This window comes from Natrinema sp. LN54, assembly GCF_052439245.1.
Classification (GTDB): Archaea; Halobacteriota; Halobacteria; order Halobacteriales; family Natrialbaceae; genus Natrinema; species Natrinema versiforme_A.
The window spans coordinates 433,726-454,744 of sequence record NZ_JBQVRP010000004.1; the positions used below are offsets into that span (position 1 = coordinate 433,726).

Below are 21,019 nucleotides of genomic sequence, written 5' to 3' on the forward strand. Positions count from 1 at the left end.
TCGGGGAACCGCCGTCGGGCTCACTCCTCGATCGGCGGCCACTCCCAGGCGTCGCCGCGGACGATACCGAGTAGATGCCGGCGGCGCTCGGTCATCGACTCGAATTCGGCCTCGAACTCCGCGTCCGAGACGGTCGGGATGTCGTCCTCGCGGAGTCGATCGAGTTCGGGCCGCGGCGGTACCTCGTCGGCGGGCTCGATGAACGCGGCGTCGAGCGTTTCGATGTAGCTCTCGGCGCTCGAGCGCCCGTTCTCGATGATCGCGGGGTCGGGACTGGCCTCGTCCGGGACGCCGTAGCGAAAGAGTGCGAGCGCCTCGTCGAAGACGGGGACCGCCATGGCCGACGCTCGATCGGCCTGTTCGCTGTGGTAATAGTGGAGGATCGGATAGGACTTGTGCTGTTCGGCCAGCAGGCTCAGCTCCGAGGCGAGGGACTCGACGGTCAGATCGATCCCCTGGAAGTCCTCGCCGGTCCAGCCCGTCCGGACGAAGGCCTCGCTTCGCTCTCCCAGCCCGGTAACGGTGCTCGCGAAGGAGCGCTTGTTCGAGACGGCTCCGAGAACGGTGAGGATGTAGGAGACACCGAGCGTGACGAATGCCATCCCAGAGGCCGTCGTGAGCGAACTGGCGAGTTCCCAGACGTCGCCCAGCGGCGTGTAGTCGCCGTTGCCGTCCGTGAACATCGTGTAGGCGACGTAGTAGAACCGGCCCGACCAGTCGGCGACGGCCCCGGAGCGGGTGCTGACGAGCGAATGGGGGTAGCTGGCGAAGACGAGCGTCCACCCGAGCCAGATGAGGCCGATCCACATGACGAGCGTGAGGACGAGAATGAGCGGGCCCGCGATACTGAGCGCCTTGTCGTGATCGCCGCTCGTGGTTCGGAGCCCGTGCCAGACCCCGGTCGTGAGCCGGCCCGAGAGGGGGCCGGAGCCGCCGTCGACCCAGAGCGTCGTCCAGATGATGTCCACGATCCCGATGACGAGGATAACGATCCCGGCGACGAGATAGAACGGGTTCATTCCACGACTGCCCGCTCCTCGACGACCTCGGCCAGCACCTGCGCGATTTCCGCGTTTGTCTCGGGGCTGTAGTGGCCGCCCTCACCGCGCTCGACGTACAGCGACTCGACGTCGCCGTCGTCGGGCGAGAGATGCGTGGCCATGTCGATCGTCGTCAGTTCGTCGTAGCGCTCGTCGAGCCGGTCCATCAGGTCGCCGTAGATCGGGCCGTGTTCGGACTCGTAGGTCGCGTACCGGAGCTGCTGGACCATCACGAAGGTCGGCTCGAACCCCTGCTCGTCCGCGTAGTCGACGAACTCCTCGATGAGCGCGTCGAAGAGGGCCTCGTGGGTGTCGAACAGCCGTTCGTGATACCGCACGCGGGGCCGCTCCAGCCGCAACGCCGATTGGGTCTGTGCCAGATCGAAGTCGATCCCCGGAATCGATCGCTCGAGCCGACGCTCGAGTTCCTTTCCGGCCGTATACGCCGCGTACCGGACGTGTTCGTTCTTCTCGAGGAAGTCAGCCGTGTAGGGTCGCGTCGCGAAGTGCGGTTTGAACCAGTGGTCGTAGTGGAAGTCGTACTCCCGGAGGAAGTCGGCCTTCGACTCGAGGTCGAGCAGCTCCTCTTTTTCGTCGACGGGGCTCTCGACGCGCTCGAGGTCGCCGTCCTCGAGGACGTACCGGGGTTTGACCGCGAGGATGTTGCCGAACTCCTGATAGTGTTTCCAGACCGAGAGGATGCGGGCGATCGAGGAGGCGGTGACGACCATGAAGACGTGGTCGGTCGGGTCCTCGGGGTACTGGCGTTTGAGCCGCATCAGCGCCTGGTCCAGGCCGTAGTTGCCGCCGCCGTAGTTGGCGACGTGGGTGTCGAGTTCCTGCGCGAGGTAGTTTTGGAACGTCTCGTCGTTGTCGACCTCCCGACAGAAACAGTAGGAGTCGCCGTAGGTCGAGACCGTGAGATCGGCGTCGGGGTCGCGCTCCTTCGCGGGGCAGACCCGACTCGCGTACTCGTCGGTCGAGTACGTGACGACGCTACGGACTTCCTCGCCGGGGAGGTGGTCGCCCGTGTCCTTCTGTTTCTCCCGATTGGGTTGGGGACACCAGCCCAGTTCGGGATCGAAACTGCTGAACTTCCCCAGTAGCTCCCGGTCGATCTCGGGGAACTCCTCGGTGGCGACCGAGGGAATCCGTTCGAGCGCTCGATACGACACGACTTCGAGAATCACCGCGCCGACGACGAGTGCGAGCACTATCGCGACGAGCGGAACCATCGGACCACCCTACCAGAAGGCGGGATAAGTGGATTGGGCCGGAGTATGCCACAATCACGATTCGCGAGCGGATTCGCCGCGATATCGAACCGCGGAACGCGTCGGCGAGTCAGGTCGCCGTCCGCCGCACGTCGACGTCCCGGCGGCGCTCGCGAATCTCGTAAGCGCTGTACGAACCCAGCCCGACCGCGAGCAGGCCGACGACGACGTCGGTCCAGAAACCGAGATCGTTCGCGGTCTCGGCGAGGCCCGATCCGGTGCCGAGCAGGAACGGCGACGCGACGAGCCACAGCCCGAGGAGCGCCACGAGCGAGGCGACGCCGATGCTCCCGAACTCCTCGTTCGACCGGCGGTAGTAGTTGTACGCGCCGGCGACGAACAGGGTCGCCCCGACGAGGGCGTCGTTCCAGAACTGGCCCGCGGCGAGCTCGAGGGCGAGGGCTTGGACGACCAGCGCGAGCCCGAGCAGGCCGGCGACCGCCGACAGTCCTTTTCCCCGTTCGTCCGGGTTCGGTCCGTACGGCGTTCTGTCCCCGCCGGTCAGCCCCTCGCCGCCGCGGGCGTCGTCTTCGGACGCGCCGTCCTCGTCGCCCCGCCACGGGGTTTCGGGATTCTCCGTGCCGTCGTACTCGCTCATTGGCTCTCGAGTCGGGGTCGGCCTCTCGGGGCAAAGAGTTCGCTGCCCGTGTTTGCAGGGTCCGGGGGAGTCGGTGCGCTCGGCTCGCCGCGACGGTCCTCACCGGACGACGGTCACCGGCACGGGCGAGTGTCTGACGACGACCTCGGCGACGCTGCCCAGCAGGATCCGCGCGACGCCCGACCGGCCGTGGCTGCCGATGACGACGTGGTCGATGGATTCCCCCTCGGCGAACTCGAGGATCTCTTGGGCCGGCGTCCCCAGCCGCGTTCGCGTCTCGAGGTCGACCCCGCGGTCCGCGGCGATCGACTCCGCGGTCTCGAGCAGGTCGGCGGCCTCCGAGAGCAGTTCCTGGGACTCGTCGCTCGACTCGTCGTCGGCCGTGTTCGGGATGAAAGGCAACGACGTGGTGTCGACGACGACCAGTACGATCACGTCGCCGTCGGGGAACAGGTCGAACGCGTACCCGAGGGCGTCGCGGGCGGGTTCGGAGTCGTCGAAGGGAACGAGGATTCGGGCCACGGGCGGGGTGTCGACGCCCGTCGCCTTCAGTCTGGGTCCGGCAGGAGCCGTCTCAGAGCGCGAGGTAGGGCCCGACGCCCAGCAGGACGACGCCCAGCGCGACCTTCAGCCGTTCGGGATCGACGACGTGGGCGACCCGCCAGCCGACGACGACGCCGAGCAACAGCGGCGTGCCGACGACGACCGCGAGCGGCATCAGCACGTTCCCCTGCAGGAAATAGCCCGACGCCGCGAACGTCGCGATGAAGATCGACTGGACCTGCGCGACGGCGACCGCGAGCAACATCGGAACGCCGACGAGTACCAGCGCGGGGACGGCGAGTACCGGGCCGCCGATCCCCAACAGCCCGCTGGCGATCCCGAGAACGAACCCGAGCCCCGCGAGGACGAGCCGGCCGGTCCCGCTCAGCGGCTCGAGGTCGTAGACCGGGCTAAAGCCCCGCCGCTCGCGATAGAGGATGATCCCGCCGACGGCCATCGCGACACCGCCGAGCAGGACGCCGAACACCGATCGCGGGACGAACGCGTTCACGTACGAGCCGACGAGCGCGCCGAGGACGCTCGAGCCGCTGAGGACGATCGCGATCGCGCGGCTCTCGCCGGTGTTCATCTCGCCGGAGTGGAGGTAGGCGGCGCTCCCGACGAGTCCCGTCACGACGAACGTCGCGTGGGCGGTCCCGGCGACCTGACTCGAGGCCAGCGGGGTCAGCGAGTACAGCGCGATCGTCACGAAGATGCCACCGGGACCGATCGTGGTGATGCCGATACCGGAGAAGAAGGCGATCGAGACGAGCAACAGGACCAGCGAGGGACCGAAGGGCAACTCGAGCATCTGGGAGGGTATCCAGTGGTCCGTGGCGCTCGAACTAACTCTTCTGATTTCGCCCCCCTCGGGTCAGCTCCCGATCAAATAGTCGAGTACACTCTCGCGAAACCGAACGTCCGGACTCGGCCGAGTACGCTCTCGGTCGGAGTCGACCCGGCGGAAAACGGAACGCCGATCCGCGATTAGAGAATGCCCACGATCGTCTCGTAGAGCGACTGGACCGTCATGAGGCTCCCGATCAGCAGCACGATCCCCGCAGCCAGGAACCCCGCGTTCTCGTACCACGCGATGTCGTAGTACCTGTTGACGGCACCGATGAGGGCGAAGACGGTCAGGGGAAGCCCGATCGCGCCGTTGACGGCCGGCATGATGATCGCCATCTCGACGGGACCGAACCCAGTATAGAGCAGCATCGGCAGGGCGGTCGCGGCCGAGAGGACGACCAGTCCGATGACCGTTCGTCGGAACGCGGTATCGCCGAAGACCGTGTGCCGGCCGAGCGATTGCGGGATGATGAACCCGGCGCCGAACAGCGTCCCGGTCGCCGACGTGATGGTCGCACAGAGCACTGCGATCATGAACACGACGAGCGCTCCGTGGCCGATGATCTCCGCGAGCGGGACGCCGGGGCCCGTCAGCGTCATGCTCCCCTCCGAGAGGGTAACTGCCGAGACGATCATCACGAAGCTGCCGATGGTGAGCGTCGTCGCGATCCCGGCGGCGTTGTCACGGCGGTAGTCCCAGATGTCCGACCACTCCTTCGTCGGCTGGATGCTCGACTGGATGAAGAAGTTCGGCCAGTAGACCGTCGTCCCCAGCAGGGCGATGACCGCAGTGAGGTAGCCGATGTCGGTCGCGAGCGCCGGCTGGAGCCCCGCTGCGACGGACTGCCACGGAACGTCGAGCCCCGCGAGGAGCAGGCCGTACGAACCGAAGACGGCGAACACCATCACGGCGATCACCGCTTCGATCCGATCGTAGACCTTCATCTGCACGATGCCGACGCCGAACCCGGCCGCGAGGACGATGCCGACGATCACGTTGTCGAAGAACGGAACGAGCCAGGCGAGCGCCGCTCCGGCGACGGCGTAGTTCGACACGGCCCACAACGCTGACATCAGCGAGATTCCGATGAGGAGCGGTCGACTCCCGATCGGAACGGCGTCGACGATGTAATCGGCGAGCGGTTCGTCGGCGACGGCGAGTCGAGCGCTCATGTCGTGGAGGGCGATATCGATGAAGAACGCGAGCGGGAGGACCCACAACAGGGAGTACGCGAAGTTCGCACCCGTGTCGGCGAGGATGTACACCGACCCCGCTCCGAACACGTTCGCAGCGAACATGATGCCCAGGCCGTATCTGTAGAGCGCCCCGTGTAGCGTTTCACCGCCGGGAATGGCCTTGACAAAGTCAGACGCCGAGGCCGACTCGCCGCTCATGCGCGATCACCCCGAGGGTCGAGCGCGGCTCCGGCGGTCACTGCGCCTCGAGCGGGCGGCTCGGTCGCCGTCGGCCGACCGCCGACCGATGGCGGGCGGAACGTCGACTGGCGAGATCCGGACCGCCAATCGGGTCCTCTCGGCGCGGAAGCGGACCCGGCTCCGAAGAACGTCGCCCTGAGGGGGAGTCCGAGCCCGCGTTGGGGAATGGTTTCGTTCGCCGTTTCGACAGGGATACCGACCGCGGTACAGTGGTCTTCCATGTGTGGTAGTCGTCCGAAAAGTCGCAGGTGTCTGGCCCTCGAGGCCACGCACAATTGGGCCTCGAGTCGACGCAACCGGGCGGATTTCACCTGTGTACTGTGGGACGGAATGCTGTACCCGAAGCAACGACTGGGATCCGTTTGAGCGGAAAGCTTGAGATAGCAGACGACCCCTCGGATAGCTGGCTCGAGTAATCCGATATTTACCCGAGTGGGACACGTGAGTTCAGCAGACACTCTCGGGCGACGGAGCGTCCACGGAGCGACAACGAGAGTCTACACTGTTCGATTCGCGCCGAAATAGGCCGAAAACTCCCGTTTCGACTGTCGACGAGGCGTCTCGTTCCGTCGACCACGGCTTGCCGAGTCACCGCTCACGCACGAGTGCCGGCATCACCTTCTTGGGAGTCCGGGGCGAAGGGGAGAGTACACACGAAGTTGCCTTCAGACGAAGGCCTATATATTTCTATCCCTTACCACAGGTGAAGACCAAATGCAAGGACAATCCCAACAGCAGGCCTACGACCGGGGAATCACCATTTTCTCCCCGGACGGACGCCTCTATCAGGTCGAGTACGCCCGCGAGGCCGTCAAACGCGGTACCGCGAGCGTCGGACTCCGCACGCCCGACGGCGTCGTCCTCGCCGCCAACCGGCAGGTCAGCTCGCCGCTCATGGAACGCTCGAGCGTCGAGAAGATCCACAAGGCCGACGAACACATCGGCGTCGCGAGCGCCGGCCACGTCGCCGACGCCCGCCAACTCGTCGATCTCGCACGCCGCCGCGCGCAGGGCGAACAGCTCCGCTACGGCCAGCAGATCGGCGTCGAGACGCTGACGCGAGCGGTCACCGACCACATTCAGGAGTACACCCAGACCGGCGGTGCGCGTCCCTTCGGCGTCGCCCTCCTCGTCGGCGGGATCGAGGACGGCGAACCGAAACTGTTCGAGACCGACCCATCGGGGACGGACTACGAGTGGAAGGCGGCCGCCATCGGCGGCGACCGCGACGTCATTCAGGGCTACCTCGAGGAGAACTACCGCGACGATCTCGACGTCGACGGCGGCCTCGAGCTCGCCATGAGCGCGCTCAGCGAACCCGAAGACGAGGTCGTCGCCGCCGAGGACGTCGATGTCGCGACGATCACCACCGAGGACGAATCGTTCCAGTCGGTCGACGACGACCGCCTCGAGTCGATCCTCGCGGAGATCGAGACGGAGGAGAGCGATGAATAACTGGACCGGTGGGTCGGGCCCGCAGGGCGACGCCGATCCGTCGCCGTACGACCCCGAACTCGGCTCGCTCCCCAACGGGACCCAAGGCGACGAGCACGGGGACACCGTCAACAAGACAGGGACGACGACCATCGGCATCACGACCGACGAGGGCGTCGTCATCGCGACGGACATGCGCGCCAGCCTCGGCGGGCGGTTCGTCTCGAACAAGGACGTCCAGAAGGTCGAGCAGATCCACCCGACGGGGGCGCTGACCCTCGTCGGCTCGGTCGGCGGCGCGCAGTCGTTCATCCGAACGCTGCGCTCCGAGGTCAACCTCTACGAGTCCCGACGCGGCGAGACGATGCCGATCGAGGCGCTGGCGACGCTGGCCGGCAACTTCGCTCGCGGCGGCCCCTTCCGAGCGATCAACCCCATCCTCGGCGGCGTCGATAGCGAGGGCAGCCACGTCTACAGCATCGACCCCGCCGGCGGCGTGATGGCAGACGACTACACCGTCACCGGCAGCGGGATGCAACTGGCCTACGGGCTCCTCGAGCAGGAATACGAAGAGGGCCTCTCGCTCGAGGAAGCACAATCGGTCGCGGCTCGCGCGATCAAAAGCGCCGTCGAGCGCGACACCGGCTCGGGTAACGGCGTCTTCCTCGCCGAGGTCACGGACGAGGGCGTCGACATTCAGGGCCACAACGACTTCGACGCGGTCATCTAAGGGCCGTTTCCCGTTCGTTCGGCCGCTTCGTCAATCGGCTGACTGCTCGCGCTCGCGCGCGTACACGTGACTTTTATTAGGGCCGGACCGCTATCCGAAAGCAGGTTTTACATGTCCCAGGAAAGCGAGTACGGCGCCGGACAGATTCAGGTCCTCGAGGGCCTGGAGGCTGTGCGTAAGCGACCGGCGATGTACATCGGCTCTACCGATTCTCGAGGACTCCACCATCTCGTCTACGAAGTGGTGGACAACTCGATCGACGAGGCACTGGCCGGCCACTGCGACGACATCACCGTCTCCATCCACGAGGACGGCTCGGTGAGCGTCGCCGACGACGGCCGCGGCATCCCCGTCGATACCCACGAGGAGTACGACCGCCCTGCACTCGAGGTCATTCTGACCGTCCTCCACGCCGGCGGCAAGTTCGACAACAAGTCCTATCAGGTCTCCGGCGGTCTCCACGGGGTCGGCGTCAGCGTCGTCAACGCCCTCTCCGAACGCCTCGAGGCCGAGGTCAAACGCGACGGTTCCGTCTTCCGTCACGCGTTCGAAGAAGGCGAACCCGTCGGCGATATGGACCGGGTCCGCGACATGGAGCCGGACGAGGAGACGGGCACCCAGATCCGGTTCTGGCCCGATACGGGCATCTTCGAGACCGGCGAGATGTCCTTCTCGACGCTGTCGAACCGGCTTCGGGAACTGGCCTTCCTCAACTCCGGGGTCCGCATCACGCTCCGCGACGAGCGCGTCGACGCCGACGACGACGAGCCCGTCGCCGAGACCTACGAGTACGACGGCGGCATTCGCGAGTTCGTCGAGTATCTGAACGAGACGCGCTCGGCGATGCACGACGACGTCATCTACTTCGAGGACGAGGAGCAGAACATCCAGATCGAAGTGGCGATGCAGGCCACACAGGAGCTACAGGGCTCGATCCATGCCTTCGCGAACAACATCAACACCCGCGAGGGCGGGACCCACCTCACCGGGTTCAAGACCGCGCTCACCCGGACGGTCAACGACTACGCCAACGAGAACGATCTCCTCTCCGATCTCGACAACAACCTCTCGGGCGAGGACATCCGCGAGGGACTCACCGCTGTCATCTCGATCAAACACCCCGATCCCCAGTTCGAAGGCCAGACGAAGACGAAACTCGGCAACTCCGAAGTTCGCGGAATCGTCGAGAGCGCCATGCACGAGGGACTGGGCACCTACTTCGAGGAACACCCCGACACCGCCCAAGCGATCGTGATGAAGGCCGTCGAGGCCGCGAAGGCCCGGATGGCGGCCAAGAAGGCCGAAGAGCTGACGCGCCGGAAATCGGCGCTCGACTCCACCTCGCTGCCCGGCAAACTGGCCGACTGCCAGACCAAAGAGCCGGACGAGGCCGAACTGTTCATCGCGGAGGGCGACTCCGCGGGCGGCAGCGCGAAACAGGCCCGGAATCCGGAGTTCCAGGCCATCCTCCCGATCAAAGGGAAGATCCTCAACGTCGAGAAACACCGGCTCGATCGCATCCTCGAGAACGACGAGATCCGGAACATGATCACCGCGATCGGTGCGGGGATCGGCGACGAGTTCGACATCGACGACGTCCGGTACAAGAAGATCATCATGGCGACCGACGCCGACGTCGACGGCGCACACATCCGCACCCTGCTGTTGACGTTCTTCTACCGGCACATGCGCCCGCTGCTCGAGGGCGGCTACGTCTACGCGACCCAACCGCCGCTCTATCGCATCCGGTACCGCGGCGAGACCTACGACGCGATGACCGACGAGGAGCGCGACCGGATCGTCGAAGAGAAGTGCGACGGCAACCCCTCGCAGGTCCAGCGGTTCAAGGGACTCGGCGAGATGAACCCGGAACAGCTCTGGGAGACGACGATGAACCCCGACAACCGCATCCTCAAGCAGATCACGATCGAGGACGCGGCGGCGGCGGACAAGATGTTCTCCGTCCTGATGGGCGACGCCGTCGACCCCCGCAAGCAGTTCATCAAGGATCACGCTCCGGAGGCGGAGTGGATCGACATCTGAACACGAACTTTTACCCTGCGTGCGGTCGCTTCGCGACCGCACTCGGTAAAACTTCGATGAAAAGCACTCCTCCCTCCCTCCGCGCGGCAAGCCGCGCTCCGGGTCGGTCGTCGGCCCGCTCGAGCGTCCGCAGAGCGGACGCTCTCCCGGTCGTATCGCTCGCAAGATAGACAGATTCAGATGAACATGATGAAGGAACGAATATGAGTTCAGACGTACCCGAACCGACCGACGTAGAGGCGCGAGCGGTAGAGAACGTCCGTATCGAGGACGAGATGGAACAGTCGTATATCGACTACGCGATGTCCGTCATCGCGGGGCGGGCCCTCCCGCGGGTCGAAGACGGCCTGAAACCCGTCCACCGACGCATCCTGTACGCGATGCACCAGATGGGGGTCTCGAGCGGGAGCAGTCACCGCAAGTCCTCCTCGATCGTCGGGGAGACGATGGGTGACTACCACCCCCACGGCGACAGCGCGATCTACGACACCCTGGTCCGGATGGCCCAGGACTTCTCGATGCGCTATCCGCTGGTCGACGGCCAGGGGAACTTCGGCTCGATGGACGGCGATCCGGCCGCCGCACAGCGGTACACGGAGGCCCGGATGTCGGCCATCTCCGAAGAACTGCTCGAGGATATCGACAAGGGCACGGTTGACTTCTCGGCGAACTACGACGACCGCCTGCAGGAACCCGACGTGCTGCCGGCGGCGTTTCCCAACCTGCTGGTCAACGGCTCCTCGGGGATCGCGGTCGGGATGTCGACGAACATCCCGCCGCACAATCTGGGCGAGGTTGTCGACGCGACCATCGAACTGATCGACGACCCCGACGCGACCGTCGACGACCTGATGGAACACGTCAAGGGGCCCGACTTCCCGACCGGCGCGAACATCGTCGGCCGGGACGCCATCTACTCGGCCTACAAGACCGGCCGCGGGCGCATCCGCGTCCGCGCCGAATTCGAGGTCGAGGAGTGGAAATCGAACCGCGAGCGGATCGTCATCACCGAACTCCCCTTCCAAGCCAACAAGGCCCGCCTCGTCGAGCGCATCGCCGAGGACGTCAACGAGGGCGAGATCGAGGGAATCTCGGACCTGCGCGACGAGTCCGACCGCGACGGCGTCCGCGTCGTCATCGAACTCAAACGCGGCGCGAACGCCGAGGTCGTCAAGAACAAACTGCTCGAGAACCACCTCGAGCGAACCTTCGGCGTCATCAACCTCGCGCTGGTCGACGGCCAGCCGCGAGTGCTCTCGCTCAAGGAGACCTTAGAGGAGTATATCTCCCACCGGCGCGAGGTCGTCCGCCGGCGCAGCGAGTACGACCTCGAGGAGGCCGAGGATCGCGCCCACATCCTCGAGGGCCGGCTGACGGCCGTCGAGAACGCCGAGAACGTCGTCGAACTGATCCGCAACAGCGAGGACCGGTCGGCCGCGAAAGCCGCGCTACAGGAGAGCTACGACTTCTCGGAGGAGCAGGCCACCCACATCGTCCGCATGCAACTCGGCAGCCTCACGTCGATGGAGGCCGCCGAGATCGAGGACGAGTACGAGGAGGTCCAAGCAGAAATCGAGCGCTTGGAGACGATCCTCGAGAGCGAGTCGGAACTGCTCTCGGTCATCAAGGACGAACTCCGCGAGATCAAAGACGAGTACGGCGACGACCGCCGGACCTCGATCATCGAGGATCAGGGCACCGTCACCCACGAGGACCTCATCCCCGAGGAGGAGGTCTTCGTCGTCATGACCGAGGACGACTACGTCAAGCGGATGCCGATCGACGCGTTCGACCCGCAGGGTCGCGGCGGCAAGGGGATCATCGGCGCGGACGTCAAAGAGGACGACCGCGTCTCGACGGTCTTCCGGGCGAACACCCACGACTACCTGCTCTGCTTTACGAATCAGGGCGAGGTCTACCGGCTCAAGACCTACGAGATCCCCGAGATGGGCCGGACCGCTCGCGGGAAATCGGCGGTCAACATCCTCGATCTCGACCCCGGCGAGGACATCACGGCCATCGTCGACACCGACGCCTTCGGCGACGACGAGTTCGTGACGATGGTTACCCGAAACGGCTACGTCAAGCGCACCGCCGGCGAGGAGTTCGATAACATCCTCTCGACGGGGATCATCGCCGCCGACCTCGAGGAAGGCGACGAACTCGTCGATGTCGAGGTCACCGACGGGTCGCAGGATCTGGTCATCGCGACCGAGGGCGGCATGACGATCCGCTTCGACGAGGACGAGGTCCGCGCGATGGGTCGGAACGCCCGCGGCGTCAACGGGATCAAACTGCAGGGCGACGACGCCGTTGCGGGGCTTGTCGCGACCGACGAAGGCGACGAGCAGGCGCTGTTGACGGTCACCGAGAGCGGCTACGGGAAGCGGACGCTGCTCTCGGAGTACCGCACGCAGTCCCGGTACGGGAAAGGGTTGATCGATATCAAGACCGGCGAACGAAACGGCCCCGTGACGGCCGTCAAGGCGGTCGACGACGACGATCAACTCGTCATGATGAGCGAGCGCGGACAGATCGTCCGCACCCGCGTCGACGAGATCTCGACCGTCGGGCGGAACACGATGGGCGTGATCGTCATGGACGTCGACGACGGCGACGCGGTCGCCGCGGTCGACGACATTCCGGCGGCGGCTGCCGACGCTGCCGATGCGGACGACGACGCGAACTGACGATATCGAACACCCAGCCCGTTTCGAGTCGTCTCGCGGATCGTTTTCACGCGTCGAACCGAGACACAAGAGCGAGAGCGAGCGCTAGAAGGGAAACAGAAGAGAACGCGGTCGACTGCCGAGTCAGTGAGTCGGTTCTTCGGAGGGTGCGACCATGTCGTCGATCCGCAGGATGAGGATGTTGTTCGTGTCGTCTTTGCCGTCGACGGTCCCCTCGATGAGCAGTTTCGAGAGCGGCGTCGGGCCGACGGTGACGGAGTCGTCCTCGTGAATGTCGCTCAGCGTGCCCTGAATGTGGATCTCCGCGCGGCAGAGTTCCGGATGGTGAACGCTCGAGAGATCGATCTCTTCGATGATGGTGTCGTCGACGGGTTCGCCCTCGTGTTGCATCGGGACGGCTGCGGGCTCGTCCATCTGCTGGATCTCGAGTGCTTCGTAGGCGGCGGCGGTCGGTTTGTAGCCGCCTTTCGGCCCCGGTACGCCCTCGACGAGTTGGAGGGCTTTGAGACTCTGCATCTGGTTGCGGATCGTCCCCGGGTTCCGGTCGACCTGTTCGGCGATATCCTCGCCCTTGATAGCGTCTTCGGTCTCCTTGTGGAGGTTCGTGAGCGCGCGGAGGATTTTCTTCTGGCTGGGTGTGAGTTCGATGGATGACATAGATGATGATTCGTATTTGGTTTCCTTAAACCCGGCGGGTGAGCCGGAGTGTTTCGGCGGTATTGTGCCGTTTGAATCGGGGACGGGAAGATGTTTCTTTTCGGTCCGCCGCGGGAGATCGGTATCCGTTTTATTACACACCTCACCCATGGAATGAGAATGGCCTCGAGCGGGACGCCGTCGAGGAGGTCAGTTCTCGAATGTGTGTCGATCGCTGGCTACAGTTCCGGTTCCGCGGGTTCCGCGACCCAGACGTGGGTCGCGACGGATTCCGGCAGCGACACGGGCTCGTCGGCCTCGCTCGAGCGGGCCGTCACCATGCCGAACGGGGCGATCTCGAGGATTTCGAGTTCGACGCCGGGCTCGACGCCGTGCTCGGCAAGATAGGAGAGGACTTCCGGGTCGCGGTCGGCGACTTCGGCGACGGTCACGATATCCCCCGCCTCGAAGGCGGCGATGGACTCCCCGTCGGGCCGCTCGGGGGGCTCGAGATCGGCGCTGGGAATCGGTGACCCGTGGGGGTCGACCGTCGGCTCGCCGAGGGCGTCGGCGACGCGGGCCTCGAAGTCCTCGCTGATGTGGTGCTCGAGTCGGTCGGCCTCCGCGTGGACCTCCGACCAGTCGTAGTCGAGGTGTTCGGTGAGGTAGGCCTCGAGCAGCCGGTGATGGCGGACGATCTCGAGGGCGACGGTCTCGCCCTCGTCGGTCAGGGTCACCCCGCGATACTTCTCGCGGTCGACGAGTTCGCGTTCCTCGAGTTTGTCGAGCATGCTCGTGACCGTCGGCGACGTGACGTCCAGCTCCGCGGCGATCTCCGAGGTCTTGATCCGGTCGTCGGTCTCCCGCTGGAGCCGGTAGATCGCTTTGAGGTAGTCCTCCATCACGTCGCTCAGCATCATGCTGATCCGGATTTAGAGTCGTCTAACCCTAAAGCTATCGCCAGCGAGGCAGTCGGGGACCGCCACGACCAAACCGGCAGACGGTGTACCGGGCGTATGGCACGGACCGTCAGAATCATCGGCGCGCCGATGGACTACGGAGCGAACCGCCGCGGCGTCGACATGGGACCGTCCGCGATCCGGTACGCCGGCCTGGCCGACGGCCTCGAGCGAGCGGCCGTCGAGCCGGTCGACGACGGCGACCTGTCGATGCCGCGAGCGGAGGAGCGGGATCCCGACGCCGACCAGCCCAGTCGCGGCAACGCGAAGTTCCTCCGGGAGGTCGAGGACGTCTGTACGCGAGTCGGCGATCGGGTCGCGGCGACGCTCGCGGACGGCGAGTTTCCGCTCGTGCTGGGCGGCGACCACTCGGTCGCGATCGGCTCGCTCGGCGGCTCGGCGCGAGATGCCGACCTCGGTGCCGTCTGGTTCGACGCCCACGCGGATCTGAACACGCCCGAGACGACGCCGAGCGGAAACGTCCACGGCATGCCGCTGGCCGCGGCCCTCGGTCGCGGTGCGTTCGGCGAGACGGAGTGGGCACCCGCACCTCGACTGCGGGAGTCGTCGATCGCCTACGTCGGGCTCCGCAGCATCGACGAGCGCGAACGCGAACTGATCCGCGACAGCGAGATGACGGCCTTCACCATGTCCGACATCGACCAGCGGGGCGTCTCGACGGTCGTCGAGGAGGCCCTCGAGATCGCGGCCGACGGTACCGACGGCGTCCACGTCAGCCTCGACCTCGACTGGCTCGACCCGAAGACGGCACCCGGCGTCGGCACTCCCGTCCGCGGCGGCGTCACCTATCGGGAGGCCCACGCCGCCCTCGAGGCCCTCTCCCGGCGCGACGAGGCCGACGGGATACTCCGATCGATGGACGTCGTCGAGGTGAATCCGATCTTGGACGAGGCCAACGAAACGGCGACGTTGGCTGCGGAACTAACCGCGAGCGCGTTCGGAAAGCGGATTCTCTGAACGGGCCGCCGACGCGAGCCGCGCCGGATACCGACCGAATCGACGGTATGAGAACAGTGAACATACTGGTTCCGGTTTCAACAGCTTTGTATCATAGTGTTTCGCACTGTGGGATATGACAGAGAACGTCGTCGTGCTCGGTGCCGGATACGCCGGAACCGGTGCGATCAACAAGCTCCAATCGGAGCTCGGGGACAACGCGCGGCTAACCTGGATCGCTGATGTCGACTACCATCTCGTGTTGCACGAGTCCCACCGCGTGATTCGGGACCCCGATGTCCGATCGGACATCACGTTCCCGGTCGAGCAGATCGCGGACCCGTCGACCCGGTTCATTCAGGACGAGGTCACCGGCCTCGACGTCGACGAACAGACCGTCGAACTCGCGGAGGGCGACGACGTCGAGTACGACTACGTTCTCGTCGGTCTCGGCAGCCAGACCGCCTACTACGGCATCCCCGGTCTCGAGGAGCACTCGCTGACCCTGAAGAGCCTCGACGACGCCATGGAGATTCACGAGGCAGTCAAAGACGCCGGTCGGGAGGCGACCCGCGGCGAGCCCGCACAGGTCGTCATCGGCGGCGCCGGGCTCTCGGGGATCCAGACCGCCGGCGAAATCGCCGAGTTCCGCGACGAGCACCGCGCGCCCATCGAGATCCACCTCGTCGAGGCACTCGAGGAGATCTTCCCCGGGAACGACCCCGAAATTCAGCAGGCCCTGCGCGACCTGCTCGAGGAAGCCGGCGTCCAGATCCACACGGACGACCCGATCACCGAGGCCACCGAGGATCACATCGAGTTCGACGAGGGCGAGCCCCTCGACCACGACGTCCTCGTCTGGACCGGCGGCATCACCGGCCGAGACGCCCTGGACGACGCCGACCTCGAGAAGGAGCACAACCGCGTCAACACCGGCGCGAACTTCCAGACCTCCGACGAGCGCGTCTTCGCGATCGGCGACTCGGCGATCATCGATCAGGGCGACCAGCCCGCGCCGCCGACGGCACAGGCCGCCTGGCAGGCCGCGGACGTCGCCGGCGAGAACATCGCCCGCGCGATCGAGAACCGCCCACTGATGACCTGGGAGCACGAGGACAAGGGGACCGTCATCTCCGTCGGCGAGAAGGCCGTCGCCCACGGCGTCAAGCCGGCCTTCGGCATCTCCCTGCCGGTCGACACCTTCGGCGGGTTCCCGGCCCAGAACTTGAAGAAGATGATCGCCGCCCGCTGGATCGCCGACATCACCTCGTGGAACGCAGCGCGCAGGTCCTGGTCGTCGCTGTAGATCGAGCCGTTCGTCCCTGACTCTCCCGTTTTTCCGCGCTTCCTCGCAGCGACGTTTCGACGGCAGTCGCTCTCGTTCCGACGACACAAACGGCGATCACCCTGCTAGTCTCGAACGCCAAACAGCGAACAGCCCGCCGATCACGCGGCGGCGTCGGCCGACTCCTCGTCACCGCTGTCGCCGCCCATCCGTCGGGCCGGGACGCCCGCGACCGTCGCCCCGGCCGGCACGTCGCGAGTCACCAGCGAGTTCGCCGCGACGCTTGCCCCCTCGCCGATCTCGACGCCGGGCAGCACGATCGCGCCGGCCCCGATCATCGCCCGCTCGCCGACGACGACCTCGCCGGTCCGGTACTCGTCTTGGAGGAACTCGTGACAGAGCAAGGTCGCGTCGTAGCCGACGATCGCGTCCGCCTTCACGGTGATCAGTTCGGGCCAGAAGACGTCCGGCGTGGCCTCGAGTCCCCACGAGACGCCCTCTCCGACCGTAACGCCGAGGCGACCCAAGAGCCAGCGTTTGACCCGGAGGCTGGGCGAGATCCGGACGAGCCAGACGACGACGTAGTTGATCGCGACCCGGAGCGGGTTGCGAGCGGCGGTCCAGTGGGCGAGCGAGTTGCGCGGCCCGTGGGTCGCGTGACGCTCGACGCGGTCGTGTCGCGGCGTCGTCTCGTCGGAATCCGTCACTGCGCGTACTGTTTACCGCGTCGCTACATCAAACCGATCGATCCGGAACCGATCCTCGAGGCCCGGGCGGCTATCGACGCGGGTCGCGGGCCGTCGAAGCCTAACTAGTGAGGGGCCACTATCGTTTCGTTCGACGGCAACTGAATCCTATGTCACGCCACCGCTCGGAAACGCTCGAGACTGACGCCGTCTTCGTGATCCTCTCGAACGCGACGCGCCGATCCGTCCTCTGCTATCTCAGCGACGTGGAGCGGGCGACGGCTCGAGAACTGGCCGGTCACCTCACGTCGGGAACGCGTGACGCCGACAGCCCCGATTCCATCGCCGAATCCCGGCAGGCCGTCGTCACTGCACTGGTCCACAAACACCTCCCGCGGCTGGCCGAACACGATATCGTAGCGTACGACGGTCCCCCTGACGAGGTGACGCTCGGATCGAACTTCGATGCGATCGAACCGTTCGTCGACCGTCTCGAGCGTTCCGACGACGAATCGGCCGACCGAGAATCGTGAACTGAACGGGTTCGAAGCGGTCGCCGGGTTGGCGAGCGCAGTCTCAGACACGCTCGGACTGCTCGGCTGATCGCGACCCGGGGTGGCCGACCAGTTCCCGGAACGCAGCACCCGTCAGTCCACAGCGGTAGGCCGGCTTGTACATCATGTTCGCGCCGCCGGCCCGAACGTCCCACTCCGACTCGATTTCGTCGCGCAGGTAGTACTGCGCCCGCTCGTTCCCCTCTTTGACGTAGTAGTCGCTGAGCCGGATCGGGTTCCGCTCGAAGAGCCCGCCGGGCTCGCGGCCGTCGACGATCACGACCGGCTTCTCGAGGTAGAGATCGCCGTCCCGAGCGCGCTTCGCGTGGGCGTTTTCCGGGTGGGCTGCGAGGATCGCCTCGCGCTCGGCCGGCGGCGTGTCGGGGCCGACGACGGCCACGCCGTCGACGGTGAAGTAACCAATCAGGTAGCGGTGTGCTCGGTCCCCGTCGGGCCGGCGCAGTCCGGCGTAGAAGCCGACGACGTCGCCGGGCTCGAGCGCCCGCAGCCGCGAGACGTAGCCGCTGGTCCGGTGCTCGCCGTAGGTGAGCGCCTCGAAGTTCGGATCGCGGTGGAGGGGCCACGACTCGAGGTCGTCGCCGGCGACGGTCTCCGCGCCGCCGCGGACCGGCTGCGGGGAGATCCGGGTCGTCAGGTCCGCCGCGACGCCGTCGCCGGCCCGTAGCTCCCACGAACCGAGCGTCTCGGTTTCGGACGTGGCCCGCGTTTTCTCGGGGATCGGGACGTACTCGAAGCGCCCGTCGTCGTACAGGGGAGCCAGCGCGCCGACGTTCGTGCTATCGGCGCCGACGCCGGCGAGAACGACAGTCATGGGTTCGTACCTCTCGGTCGGTCGGAGACGGCGATAAACCCGCCGATCGCGCTCCCTTCCGCTCGAGGCTGCTCGTCGGACCGCTGTCGATATCGTCCGGTCCGGCCCGCGGCGTCAGCGACAGTGACTGGCCGGCTCGCCTGAATTAGCCTGAAGTACGACGGCGTGGTACGGGTGCCAATGGACATCGAGGCTCGGCGGGCGGCCGCGGTCTGTACCCAGTGTCACAACGTGATCGCGGTCCGAATACTGCGGGACGAAACGGTCCAGCCGATCGGCATCGACGGACGGTGTGCCTGCGGAAACGAGACGTACCGCGTTCTCGGCACCGACCCGCTGGCGGCCGACGAAGACGGCGACAGCGGGTCGCCGGGTCGGTCGCCCGACTGATCGACACCGCGGCCCCACCGAGGCGTCGGGACTCAGTCGAGACTGGGACTCGAGGGGACCACCGCTCAGAACTCGGTCACGACTTCGAGGCCGCTGGTCTCGTAGTCGGTCATCGCGGCGAGCCGGTCGGAGACGTCGTCGAGGGCGACGCGACGCGTCACCAAGCGCTCGGGCTCGAGCCGGCCGGCCTCGATCATCCGCAGGAGTTCGTCGTAGCGCGAGGGCGGCATCCCGCGGGAGCCGACGACGGTGACGTCCCAGCGGGTCACCTCGTCGATCGGCAGGGCGACCTCGCCGCGTTCGGCGTCGGTCGTGAGCCCGATCTGGACGTGGGTTCCACGGATACGGAGACAGTCGAGGCTGTTCCGGCAGGTCTCCGCGCGGCCGAGCGCGTCGATGGAGACGTGTGCGCCCCGTTCGGAGATTTCTTCGATCGCCTCGGGGACGGACGCCTCGGTCGCGTTCACCGTCGCGTCGGCACCGAGGGTCGTCGCCATCGAGAGCGGTTCATCGCGGACGTCGACCGCGATCACCCGCGCGCCGAGCGCCGCCGCGATCTGGACGGCCGCCAGTCCGAGCCCGCCGCAGCCGTGGACGGCGACCCAGTCGCCGCCGCCGACCTCGGCCCGGTGGGAAAGTGCGTGAAACGCCGTGACGTACCGACAGCCAAGCGCCGCCGCCTCGGTCGCGGAGACGGAGTCGGGAAGGGGCGCGACGTTGAACTCCGCGTGGGGCACGTGGATCCGTTCCGCGAACGCGCCGGGAACGGTCGACTCGAATCCCAGCGCGTACCCGTCCTCGCAGACGTTGCCGTGACCGTTGCGACACTGATAGCACGATCCCTCGCCGAGGTTGAACGGGATCGCGACCCGGTCGCCCGCCTCGAGCGTGTCGACCCTGTCGCCGACTCGAGCGATCCGGCCCGCGGGTTCGTGACCGAGGATCTGTCCGAGCGGGACCTGATCGTCGGCCCACTCGCCGTGGCCCTGCCACGCGTGCCAGTCGCTCCGGCAGATTCCACAGGCCTCGACATCGACCACGACGCCGTGGGGCTCGAGCGTCGGTGGATCGACCGTTTCGATCGCGAGCGGTTCGCCGTAGGCCTCGAGTACTGCAGCGCGCATACCGGCACGACGGAGGCCGGCGAGTTATACCGTTCGTCCCGCGACGGCCGGCAGCGACGCGACGGCGGCGAGAGGTATCCTTATCGGGGCGGGCGTCCCAAGCCCGCGTATGCGTGTCACCTTTCTCGGCACGGGCAGCGCGTTGCCCACCGGCGAACGCTTTCAGGCGGGGATTCTCGTCCAGGACGACGGTCGGACGCTGCTGGTCGACTGCGGCGCCGGCGCGCTCCAGCGGCTCCAGCAGTCCGGCGTCGGCTACGAGGCCGTTTCGACGGTTCTCCTGACACACCACCACCTCGACCACGTCGCCGACCTGCTGCCGCTGATGAAAGCCCGGTGGCTCGCCGGCGAGGACCACCTCGAGATCGTCGGCCCGCAGGGCACCAAGAAACTGGTCGACGACCTGCTCGAGGTCTACGAGTACATGCAGGACAAACTCGAGGTGCAGGTCCGCGAGGTCGTTCCCGGCGACTTCTCCGTGGCGGGATTCGAGGTATCGGCCTACGAGACCCGCCACTCGCTGCCGTGTCTGGCCTACCGCTTCGGCGATCGCTTTACCTTCAGCGGCGACAGCGAGGCATTCGCGGGGCTGGCGAACTTCGCCGAGGGATCGGCGATCCTCGCCCACGACTGTTCGTTCCCCGACGACGTCGACGTCTCGAACCACCCGACGCCCGACGCCCTCGGCCGGGAACTGGCCGGCCGGGAAATCGGCCGCGTCTACCTTACTCACCTCTATCCCCACACCGAGGGACGACACGAGGAGATGCTCGAGTCGATCGGTGCCCACTACGACGGCGACGTGCGGTTCGCCGAGGATCTCACGACCGTTTCCATCGAGTGACCGCGCCGACGCAGGCCGGTTCGTCGCCCCGTTTTCGTCGTTCTTCCCGATAGCGAGCCTGGAATCGACGCTGCCGACCGGCTGTTCGGATAGTGATACGAAGGCCGAACAGGT

20 protein-coding genes are annotated in these 21,019 nt (G+C 66.3%); 9 read left to right on the forward strand and 11 right to left on the reverse strand.

What is annotated here, in order from left to right:
• Nucleotides 1-20 precede the first annotated feature (20 nt).
• The 6 genes from ACT4ML_RS14625 to ACT4ML_RS14650 all read right to left on the reverse strand — a co-directional run bounded on the left by ACT4ML_RS14625 (nt 21) and on the right by ACT4ML_RS14650 (nt 5,699).
• The gene (locus ACT4ML_RS14625) at nt 21-1,019 is read right to left on the reverse strand and encodes a two pore domain potassium channel family protein (protein WP_444721521.1); all 999 of its coding nucleotides are present in this window, start codon (nt 1,017-1,019) and stop codon (nt 21-23) included.
• Complete coding sequence (locus ACT4ML_RS14630) at nt 1,016-2,275, reverse strand: hypothetical protein (RefSeq protein WP_444721522.1); 1,260 nt, start codon at nt 2,273-2,275, stop codon at nt 1,016-1,018. Before ACT4ML_RS14630 ends, ACT4ML_RS14625 begins: the two co-directional genes overlap by 4 nt.
• Nucleotides 2,276-2,384: 109 nt before the next feature.
• Nucleotides 2,385-2,912: an SPW repeat domain-containing protein gene (locus ACT4ML_RS14635; protein WP_444721523.1), complete on the reverse strand. Its 528-nt coding sequence runs from the start codon at nt 2,910-2,912 to the stop codon at nt 2,385-2,387.
• Nucleotides 2,913-3,011: 99 nt separating this feature from the next.
• On the reverse strand, nt 3,012-3,434 hold the full coding sequence (locus ACT4ML_RS14640) for a universal stress protein (protein ID WP_444721524.1): 423 nt from the start codon (nt 3,432-3,434) through the stop codon (nt 3,012-3,014).
• A gap of 52 nt (nt 3,435-3,486) precedes the next feature.
• A complete protein-coding gene (locus ACT4ML_RS14645) occupies nt 3,487-4,266 on the reverse strand; it encodes a sulfite exporter TauE/SafE family protein (protein WP_444721525.1) in 780 nt (259 codons plus the stop codon).
• Nucleotides 4,267-4,442: 176 nt separating this feature from the next.
• Nucleotides 4,443-5,699 (reverse strand): divalent metal cation transporter, encoded by a 1,257-nt coding sequence (locus tag ACT4ML_RS14650; protein ID WP_444721526.1) that lies wholly within the window; start codon nt 5,697-5,699, stop codon nt 4,443-4,445.
• A gap of 756 nt (nt 5,700-6,455) precedes the next feature.
• Here ACT4ML_RS14650 and psmA point away from each other — a divergent pair.
• The 4 genes from psmA to gyrA all read left to right on the forward strand — a co-directional run bounded on the left by psmA (nt 6,456) and on the right by gyrA (nt 12,638).
• Nucleotides 6,456-7,196 carry an archaeal proteasome endopeptidase complex subunit alpha gene (psmA, locus tag ACT4ML_RS14655; protein WP_444721527.1) on the forward strand — a complete coding sequence of 247 codons (741 nt, stop codon included), beginning with the start codon at nt 6,456-6,458 and terminating at the stop codon, nt 7,194-7,196.
• Nucleotides 7,189-7,905, forward strand: coding sequence for an archaeal proteasome endopeptidase complex subunit beta (psmB, locus tag ACT4ML_RS14660; protein ID WP_444721528.1), 717 nt, complete (start codon nt 7,189-7,191; stop codon nt 7,903-7,905). The genes psmA and psmB overlap by 8 nt, the downstream gene beginning before the upstream one ends.
• Nucleotides 7,906-8,016: 111 nt before the next feature.
• Nucleotides 8,017-9,948 (forward strand): DNA topoisomerase (ATP-hydrolyzing) subunit B, encoded by a 1,932-nt coding sequence (gene gyrB / locus ACT4ML_RS14665; RefSeq protein ID WP_444721529.1) that lies wholly within the window; start codon nt 8,017-8,019, stop codon nt 9,946-9,948.
• Nucleotides 9,949-10,151: 203 nt separating this feature from the next.
• Nucleotides 10,152-12,638 carry a DNA gyrase subunit A gene (gene gyrA / locus ACT4ML_RS14670; protein WP_444721530.1) on the forward strand — a complete coding sequence of 829 codons (2,487 nt, stop codon included), beginning with the start codon at nt 10,152-10,154 and terminating at the stop codon, nt 12,636-12,638.
• 123 nt (nt 12,639-12,761) lie between these two features.
• Here gyrA and ACT4ML_RS14675 read toward each other — a convergent pair whose 3' ends face one another.
• Both ACT4ML_RS14675 and ACT4ML_RS14680 read right to left on the reverse strand, forming a co-directional pair.
• On the reverse strand, nt 12,762-13,295 hold the full coding sequence (locus ACT4ML_RS14675) for an Rrf2 family transcriptional regulator (protein WP_006431609.1): 534 nt from the start codon (nt 13,293-13,295) through the stop codon (nt 12,762-12,764).
• Nucleotides 13,296-13,513: 218 nt separating this feature from the next.
• The gene (locus ACT4ML_RS14680) at nt 13,514-14,194 is read right to left on the reverse strand and encodes a metal-dependent transcriptional regulator (RefSeq protein WP_444721531.1); all 681 of its coding nucleotides are present in this window, start codon (nt 14,192-14,194) and stop codon (nt 13,514-13,516) included.
• A 96-nt stretch (nt 14,195-14,290) separates the two neighbouring features.
• On the opposite strand from ACT4ML_RS14680, the gene rocF reads away from it, so the two are divergent.
• Both rocF and ACT4ML_RS14690 read left to right on the forward strand, forming a co-directional pair.
• Nucleotides 14,291-15,211 carry an arginase gene (rocF, locus tag ACT4ML_RS14685; protein ID WP_444721532.1) on the forward strand — a complete coding sequence of 307 codons (921 nt, stop codon included), beginning with the start codon at nt 14,291-14,293 and terminating at the stop codon, nt 15,209-15,211.
• Between the two features lie 115 nt (nt 15,212-15,326).
• Nucleotides 15,327-16,496 (forward strand): NAD(P)/FAD-dependent oxidoreductase, encoded by a 1,170-nt coding sequence (locus ACT4ML_RS14690; RefSeq protein ID WP_444721533.1) that lies wholly within the window; start codon nt 15,327-15,329, stop codon nt 16,494-16,496.
• Between the two features lie 140 nt (nt 16,497-16,636).
• On the opposite strand, the gene ACT4ML_RS14695 is transcribed toward ACT4ML_RS14690, so the two are convergent.
• Nucleotides 16,637-17,182 (reverse strand): acyltransferase, encoded by a 546-nt coding sequence (locus ACT4ML_RS14695; protein WP_444721534.1) that lies wholly within the window; start codon nt 17,180-17,182, stop codon nt 16,637-16,639.
• A 149-nt stretch (nt 17,183-17,331) separates the two neighbouring features.
• Here ACT4ML_RS14695 and ACT4ML_RS14700 point away from each other — a divergent pair, with 149 nt between their 5' ends.
• The gene (locus ACT4ML_RS14700; RefSeq protein ID WP_444721535.1) at nt 17,332-17,694 is read left to right on the forward strand and encodes a DUF7344 domain-containing protein; all 363 of its coding nucleotides are present in this window, start codon (nt 17,332-17,334) and stop codon (nt 17,692-17,694) included.
• A 43-nt stretch (nt 17,695-17,737) separates the two neighbouring features.
• Here ACT4ML_RS14700 and ACT4ML_RS14705 read toward each other — a convergent pair whose 3' ends face one another.
• Nucleotides 17,738-18,547: an Nmad3 family putative nucleotide modification protein gene (locus tag ACT4ML_RS14705; RefSeq protein WP_444721536.1), complete on the reverse strand. Its 810-nt coding sequence runs from the start codon at nt 18,545-18,547 to the stop codon at nt 17,738-17,740.
• 180 nt (nt 18,548-18,727) lie between these two features.
• On the opposite strand from ACT4ML_RS14705, the gene ACT4ML_RS14710 reads away from it, so the two are divergent.
• Nucleotides 18,728-18,937, forward strand: coding sequence for a hypothetical protein (locus tag ACT4ML_RS14710; protein ID WP_444721537.1), 210 nt, complete (start codon nt 18,728-18,730; stop codon nt 18,935-18,937).
• Nucleotides 18,938-19,002: 65 nt separating this feature from the next.
• Here the strand turns inward: ACT4ML_RS14710 and ACT4ML_RS14715 are convergent, their stop codons facing one another.
• Nucleotides 19,003-20,061: a zinc-dependent alcohol dehydrogenase family protein gene (locus tag ACT4ML_RS14715; protein WP_444721538.1), complete on the reverse strand. Its 1,059-nt coding sequence runs from the start codon at nt 20,059-20,061 to the stop codon at nt 19,003-19,005.
• Between the two features lie 109 nt (nt 20,062-20,170).
• Here ACT4ML_RS14715 and ACT4ML_RS14720 point away from each other — a divergent pair, with 109 nt between their 5' ends.
• A complete protein-coding gene (locus ACT4ML_RS14720) occupies nt 20,171-20,905 on the forward strand; it encodes an MBL fold metallo-hydrolase (RefSeq protein WP_444721539.1) in 735 nt (244 codons plus the stop codon).
• Nucleotides 20,906-21,019: the final 114 nt, after the last annotated feature.